The sequence below is a fragment of the Streptomyces sp. NPDC019937 genome, from assembly GCF_040631655.1.
In the GTDB taxonomy this organism is placed as follows: Bacteria; Actinomycetota; Actinomycetes; order Streptomycetales; family Streptomycetaceae; genus Streptomyces.
The window spans coordinates 25766-32134 of the sequence record NZ_JBEYAL010000067.1; the positions used below are offsets into that span (position 1 = coordinate 25766).

Here is a 6369-nt window from a genome sequence, read left to right on the forward strand (position 1 = left end):
TGGGGGAGCGGCAGGGCGTGACGAACACGGAGCGAAGCGGACTGCGCGGTGCCCCGGGACCGGGGGCGGGCTCCGGTGCCCTCGGGGCCCGGACGTCACGGACGATGATGGTGCTCGGCGCCCTCTGGCTGCTGGCCGGTCTGCTCGCCGCCCGGCAGGCCGCGGCGGTGCTGCGGCTGCCCCCGGACGAGCGGCTGACCGACCTGGAGACCTGGATCGGCGAGCAGGGCGTCCTCCATGTGGGCGGTTCACTGTACGACGGGGACGCGTTCACCGGAACCCCGTTCTCCGGACTGGTGCTCAAACCGCTGACCCGGGCCGCCGAGCAGAGCCTGGGCGTCGCCTGGACGTTCGGCACCCTGCTGCTCGTCGTCGTCCTCGGGCTGACGGCCGCGCGCGCCCTGCCGAAGCCGGTCTCCCGCCGCACCTCGCTGCTGGCCGCGCCGCTGGCGCTGTGCCTGCTGACGCTGTCCCTGCCGGTCCGCAGCACCTTCACCCTCGGTCAGACCAGCATCATCCCGGTGCTGTTGGTCGTGCTGACCGTGCTGCCCCGCACCTCCGGCCGGCAGGCGGGCGTCCTCATCGGTGTGGCCGCCGCCCTGCAGCCGGCGCTGCTGCTGTTCGGCGTCGTCATGTGGCTGCTGGGGCGGCGGCGTTCGGCCGCGCTGGCGGGCGCCACGTTCGCCGCGTGCACCGCGCTGGCCTGGGTGGCCATGCCGCGCGACTCGTCGTCGTACTGGATCCACCACCTCGGCGGCGCCGGGCTCGGCGAGCCCGCCGACAGCCTGGCCAACCAGTCGCTGCACGGGCTGCTGCTGCGCATCGGGCTCGAGGGGTCGGCCGAGCTGGCGCTGCTCGCCGTCCTGGCGGTGGCGGTCGCGGTCGTCGGGCTGCGGCGCGCGGTGCGGTACGCGCGGGACGGGCAGCTGCTGCTGGCCGCGGCGATCACCGGCTGTGTGGCGCTGGCGGTCTCGCCCACCTCCTGGCAGTACCAGCAGCTGTGGATCCTGCTCGCGGTCGTCGGCCGGGTGGGCCGCCGGGCCTCCGACCGGCTGGTGTGGCCGGTGCTGGTGGTGCTGGTGATGACGCTGAGCCGTACCGCGCTGCTGCCCGACTTCAAGATCGCCGGGCACATCGGCTACAACGCGCCGCTGCTGGCCGCCCTCGCCGCGGCGTGTCTGGTGCCGTTCGTCTCCCGGACCTCCCCGCGCTGGGACCGCCCGGAGCCGACGCCGGTCCAGGAGCCGCAGCGGGGCCGCTTCGCCTGGATGCCGCTGCTGCGCTTCGTGCGGCGGCCGCTGTCCCGGCCGAACCTGCTGCTGGAGCTGATGTTCATCCGCGTCGGCTACTTCGCGTACTCGTGGATCCGCGCCCACGCGCCGGACGAGCGCGGCGTCGCCGAGGGCCACGGCCACCAGGTGCTGTCCATCGAGAGCTTCCTCCACATCGACATCGAGCACTGGTTCAACCGCCTGGTCGCGGACACCCCGTGGCTGAGGGACGGCATGAACTGGTACTACAGCACCTTCCACTTCCTCATCCCACTGTCCCTGCTGGGCTGGCTCTATCTGCGCCGCCCCGCGACCTACCGCTGGGCCCGCACCCCGCTCGCGTTCGCGACGCTGCTCGCGCTGGTCGGCTTCTGGCTCTACCCGCTGGCCCCGCCGCGACTGATGGGCCTCGGGTACGTCGACACGGCGCACGGCCCGCAGGACCTGAGCAACCCGGACTTCGGCGCGCTCACCAAGCTGTCCAACCAGTACGCGGCCATGCCGTCGCTGCACGTCGGCTGGTCGCTGTGGTGCGGGGTGGTCATCGCGCTGGTGGCGCCGTACCTGTGGATGAAGATCCTCGGCATGCTGTACCCGCTGCTCACGGTCGCGGTGATCGTCGGCACGGCGAACCACTACGTGCTGGACGCGGTCGGGGGCGCGGCCGTCGTCGCGGCCGGATTCGGTCTGCAGTACGTGCTGCTCGGGGTCGGCCGGAAGCCCGCCGAGGAGGCGGACGGCCCGGTCACCGAGATGCTGTCGGCGGGCGCCCGGGGCGTACGGGAGCGCGCCCGGGCGCTGGTACGAAGGCCGCGCGCCGTGGCGTCGGGAGAAACGTCCGAGGTGGCGGAGGTCCCCCATGAGAAGGAGGCCGCCGCACGGGCCGACGCCTCGCGTTGAAGGGTCCGGGGCACCGGTCTAGCGTGGGGAAAAGCGGTATAAACGCCAGGAAGTCTCGGGGGTCCCGACCAAGGAGGGATCTGAGGATGTCCCTGGTAACGGCGGCCGCCGCAGCGCTGGCCGCATCGATGGCCGTCATCTCGCCCGCGGTCGCCGCGCCGGGCGACACGCACGACCCTTCGCCGAATCCCACGGCGTTCGTCCTGGAGCGGTTCCGGCCCGCTTCGGAGGCTCACGGCACCAGCGGTGCGGTGACGTACGACAAGAAGCTGGTGCCCACGTCCGCCGTGGTGCTCGTCGCGGAGCTGCGGCTCCCGGGGAAGTGGCACGGCGAGATGCGGCACCACGAGATGCAGGAGCACGGGATGCACGGGATGCACGGGATGCCGCCGCGCGGCACGTTCGTCTTCCTGGCCCTGCGCGGGGTCGCACCGGACCACCACTTCGGGATACACGTGCACACCAGGCCGTGCGGCACCAAACCCGACTCGTCCGGCTCGCACTACCAGAACATGAAGGACCCGAAGCAGCCGTCCACGAACCCCAAGTACGCCAATCCGCACAATGAGATGTGGCTCGACGCCACCACCAACAGCAGTGGTGACGCCCGCGCCAAGTCTTGGGTGAAGTGGCACTTCAGGCCGGGTGAGGCGCGTTCGGTGGTGATCCACGAGCATGGCACCGCCACCCAGACGGGGCACGCGGGCATGGCCGGGAACCGGGTGGCCTGCATCAACGTGCCGTTCAAGTGACGTTCGGACGGTGATGGGCTACGCGTGGTTCACGCGTAGCTCACCCGCAGCTCCTTGATGCCGTTCAGCCAGGCCGACCGCAGCCGCCGGGGCGCGCCGGTGAGGCGGATGCCGGGGAGGGTGTCCGCGATCGCGTTGAAGATGAGCCGGATCTCCAGTTCGGCGAGGCTCTTGCCGAGGCAGAAGTGCGGTCCGCCGCCGCCGAAGCCGAGGTGGGGGTTGGGGTCGCGGGTGATGTCGAAGACCTCGGGGCGGTCGAAGACCTCGGGGTCGTTGTTGGCGGAGGAGTAGAACACGCCGACCCGCTGGCCCGCCCGGATGGACTGGCCGCCGAGGGCGGTGTCCTGGGTGGCGGTGCGCTGGAAGGACATCACGGGGGTGGCCCACCGGACGATCTCGTCGGCGGCGGTGGCGGGGCGCTCGCGCTGGAACAGCTCCCACTGGCCGGGGTGGGTGAGGAAGGCGTGCATGCCGTGGCTGATGGCGTTGCGGGTGGTCTCGTTGCCCGCCACGGCCAGCAGCAGCACGAAGAAGCCGAACTCGTCGGAGCCCAGGTTGCCCTGGTCCTCGGCGGCGACCAGGGCGCTGACGATGTCCTTGGCGGGGCACTGCTTGCGGTCGGAGGCCAGGTTCATGGCGTACGAGATCAGCTCCATGGCCGACTCGGCGCCGATCTCCTCGGTGATGGCCAGCTCCGGGTCGTCGTACGCGACCATCTTGTTGGACCAGTCGAAGATCCTGGACCGGTCCTGCTGGGGGATGCCGATCAGCTCGGCGATGGCCTGGAGGGGGAGTTCGCAGGCGATGTCGGTGACGAAGTCGCCGGTGCCGTTCTCCTTGGCGCCCGCCACGATGCGTACGGCGCGGTCGTGGAGGGCGTCCTCCAGGGAGCGGATCGCGCGCGGGGTGAAGCCGCGCTGGACGATCTGGCGGACCCGGGTGTGTTCGGGCGGGTCCATGTTGAGCATGATCAGCTTCTGGACCTCGATCTGGTCGCGCTGGATGTGCTCGTTGAAGCGGATGATCGCGGTGTTGCGGTGCGAGGAGAAGATCTCGGGCCGGGTCGAGACCTCCTTGACGTCGGCGTGCCGGGTGACGGCCCAGTAGCCGTCGTCGTCGTACCCGGCGATGCCGTGCCGCTGGGGGATCCACGACACGGGGGCCGTCTGCCGCAGCTGGGCGAACTCCGGGAGTGGCACCCGGTGCTGGTGGAGGTCGGGGTCGGTGAAGTCGAAGCCTTCGGGGAGCGCTGGACAGGACATCGGCCACTCCAGATCTGACGGCCTATCAGAAAGTGTCCAGAAGGTAGTAACGGGTTCTATAACTAGCAAGGGCCATGGCGGTCCTTCTTGAGGCGGACGCTCCAACTCGCCCTGTGCACAACCCTTGCGCCGTCAGGGCGGGCCTCAGCAAACTGAGCGAAGAACTAGAACGCGTACTAGTTCTGGCGCGGGCGCTGCCGGGAGCCCCCGCGGACGCGATGGAGAAGAGGACGAGTCATGGCCGCGGAACCCGTCATCGTCGAAGCCGTGCGCACCCCCATCGGAAGGCGTGGAGGCGCGCTCGCCAATCTCCACCCCGCCTATCTCCTCGGGGAAACCTACCGCGAACTCCTCGCCCGCACCGGCATCCAGCCCGACTGCGTCGAACAGATCGTCGGCGGTACGGTCACCCACGCGGGCGAGCAGTCCATGAACCCCGCGCGCAACGCCTGGCTGGCCATGGGCCTCCCGTACGAGACGGCCGCGACGACCGTGGACTGCCAGTGCGGATCGTCCCAGCAGGCCAACCACATGGTGGCCACGATGGTCGCCACCGGCGTCATCGACATCGGCATCGGCTGCGGTGTCGAGGCCATGTCGCGGGTGCCGCTCGGCAGCGGCTCCAAGCACGGGCCGGGCAAGCCGTTCCCCGACGAGTGGAACGTCGACCTCCCCAACCAGTTCGAGGCCGCCGAGCGGATCGCCCGGCGGCGCGGGCTCACCCGGGGACACGTGGACTCCCTCGGCCTCCTCTCCCAGGAGCGCGCGGCCCGGGCCTGGGCCGAGGAGCGCTTCAAGCGCGAGACCTTCGCGGTGCAGGTGCCCACCACCGAGGAGGAGCAGGCCGCCGGAGAGGGCATGTGGCGGGCCGTCGACCGGGACGAGGGGCTGCGCGACACCAGCATGGAGGCGCTGGCCGGGCTCAAGCCCATCATGCCGACCGCCGTGCACACGGCCGGCAACTCCTCCCAGATCTCGGACGGCGCGTGCGCGGTGCTGTGGGCGTCCAAGCGGATGGCCCGCGCGCTGAAGCTGCGGCCCCGCGCCCGGATCGTGGCCCAGGCCCTGGTCGGCACCGATCCGCACTACCACCTGGACGGACCCGTGGACGCGACCCGGGCCGTGCTGGGGAAGGCCGGGATGACGCTCAAGGACATCGACGTGATCGAGATCAACGAGGCGTTCGCGTCCGTCGTGCTGTCCTGGGCGCGGGTCTTCGAACAGGATCTGGAGAAGGTGAACGTCAACGGCGGCGCCATCGCGCTCGGCCACCCGGTGGGGGCGACGGGGGCCCGGCTGATCACCACGGCGCTGCACGAACTGGAGCGGGCGGACAAGGAGTTCGCGCTCATCACGATGTGCGCGGGCGGGGCGCTGGCGACGGGGACGATCCTTCAGCGGCTCTGATTCTTCGAGCGATGCTCGACCGGTGGGTGGCTAGCCTCTGGCATCTCATCGGATCGGCCGCTTGAGGTGATGTGTGTTGTTATCACCTTTCGCGTGGCCGGAGTCGAAAAGGAAGCGACGACATGTCAGCTCGCCGAATGCTCACCGGTACGTTCCTGGGGCTCGGAGCCCTGCTCATGGTCTCGACCGCGGTCGCTCCGGCGGCCAGCGCGGCGCCCGTCCCCGTGACGACCCTCAACTGCGACGGTGACACCTACAAGTGCACGGCCGGGCTGCGGTTCGGGGACGGCAGGTGGTTCGCGGACTGGAATGCCAACGTGTTCCACCAGAGCGCGGCCCGGAGCGCGTCCGCCCGGTCCGCCGAGTCGGTGCGGGCGCCCGTCCCGGTGACCACCCTCAACTGCGACGGTGACACCTACAAGTGCACGGCCGGCCTGCGCTTCGGCGACGGCAGGTGGGTCGCCCAGTGGGACGCGCGGGTCTTCCACCAGGCGGGGGCGCAGGCGATGAAGGCGCCGCGGGGCGAGGCCGCGCCCGTACCGGTGACCGCCCTGAACTGTGACGGCGACACCGGCCTGTGTACGGCCAACCTCCAGTTCGGTGACGGCAGGTGGGCCGCCCAGTGGGGGGCCAGGATCTTCCACCAGTAAACGGACTCACGACGGGCGGGCCCGGTGCGCGACGGGGCGCACCGGGCCCGCCGCGGCCATGGGGGACGCACCCCCCCCGCGCCCCCCAACCCCCCCCCCGCCGGGCCCCCCGCCCCCCCCCCCCCCC

The 6369-nt window shown here is 71.1% G+C and carries 5 protein-coding genes; 4 read left to right on the plus strand and 1 reads right to left on the minus strand.

Features of this window, described 5'->3' with window-relative positions; translation table 11 throughout:
• Positions 1-107: 107 nt before the first annotated feature.
• Both ABZ562_RS38585 and ABZ562_RS38590 read left to right on the plus strand, forming a co-directional pair.
• Entirely contained in the window at positions 108-2171 is a 2064-nt protein-coding gene (locus tag ABZ562_RS38585) for a bifunctional glycosyltransferase 87/phosphatase PAP2 family protein (protein ID WP_361489381.1), read from the plus strand.
• Positions 2172-2257: 86 nt separating this feature from the next.
• Positions 2258-2923, plus strand: coding sequence for a superoxide dismutase family protein (locus ABZ562_RS38590; protein WP_361489363.1), 666 nt, complete (start codon positions 2258-2260; stop codon positions 2921-2923).
• Between the two features lie 29 nt (positions 2924-2952).
• Here ABZ562_RS38590 and ABZ562_RS38595 read toward each other — a convergent pair whose 3' ends face one another.
• Positions 2953-4185 carry a cytochrome P450 gene (locus tag ABZ562_RS38595; protein ID WP_361489366.1) on the minus strand — a complete coding sequence of 411 codons (1233 nt, stop codon included), beginning with the start codon at positions 4183-4185 and terminating at the stop codon, positions 2953-2955.
• A gap of 237 nt (positions 4186-4422) precedes the next feature.
• Between ABZ562_RS38595 and ABZ562_RS38600 the strand changes: the two genes are divergently transcribed.
• The gene (locus ABZ562_RS38600) at positions 4423-5592 is read left to right on the plus strand and encodes a steroid 3-ketoacyl-CoA thiolase (protein WP_361489368.1); all 1170 of its coding nucleotides are present in this window, start codon (positions 4423-4425) and stop codon (positions 5590-5592) included.
• 122 nt (positions 5593-5714) lie between these two features.
• A complete protein-coding gene (locus ABZ562_RS38605) occupies positions 5715-6242 on the plus strand; it encodes a hypothetical protein (protein ID WP_361489371.1) in 528 nt (175 codons plus the stop codon).
• Positions 6243-6369 lie beyond the last annotated feature (127 nt).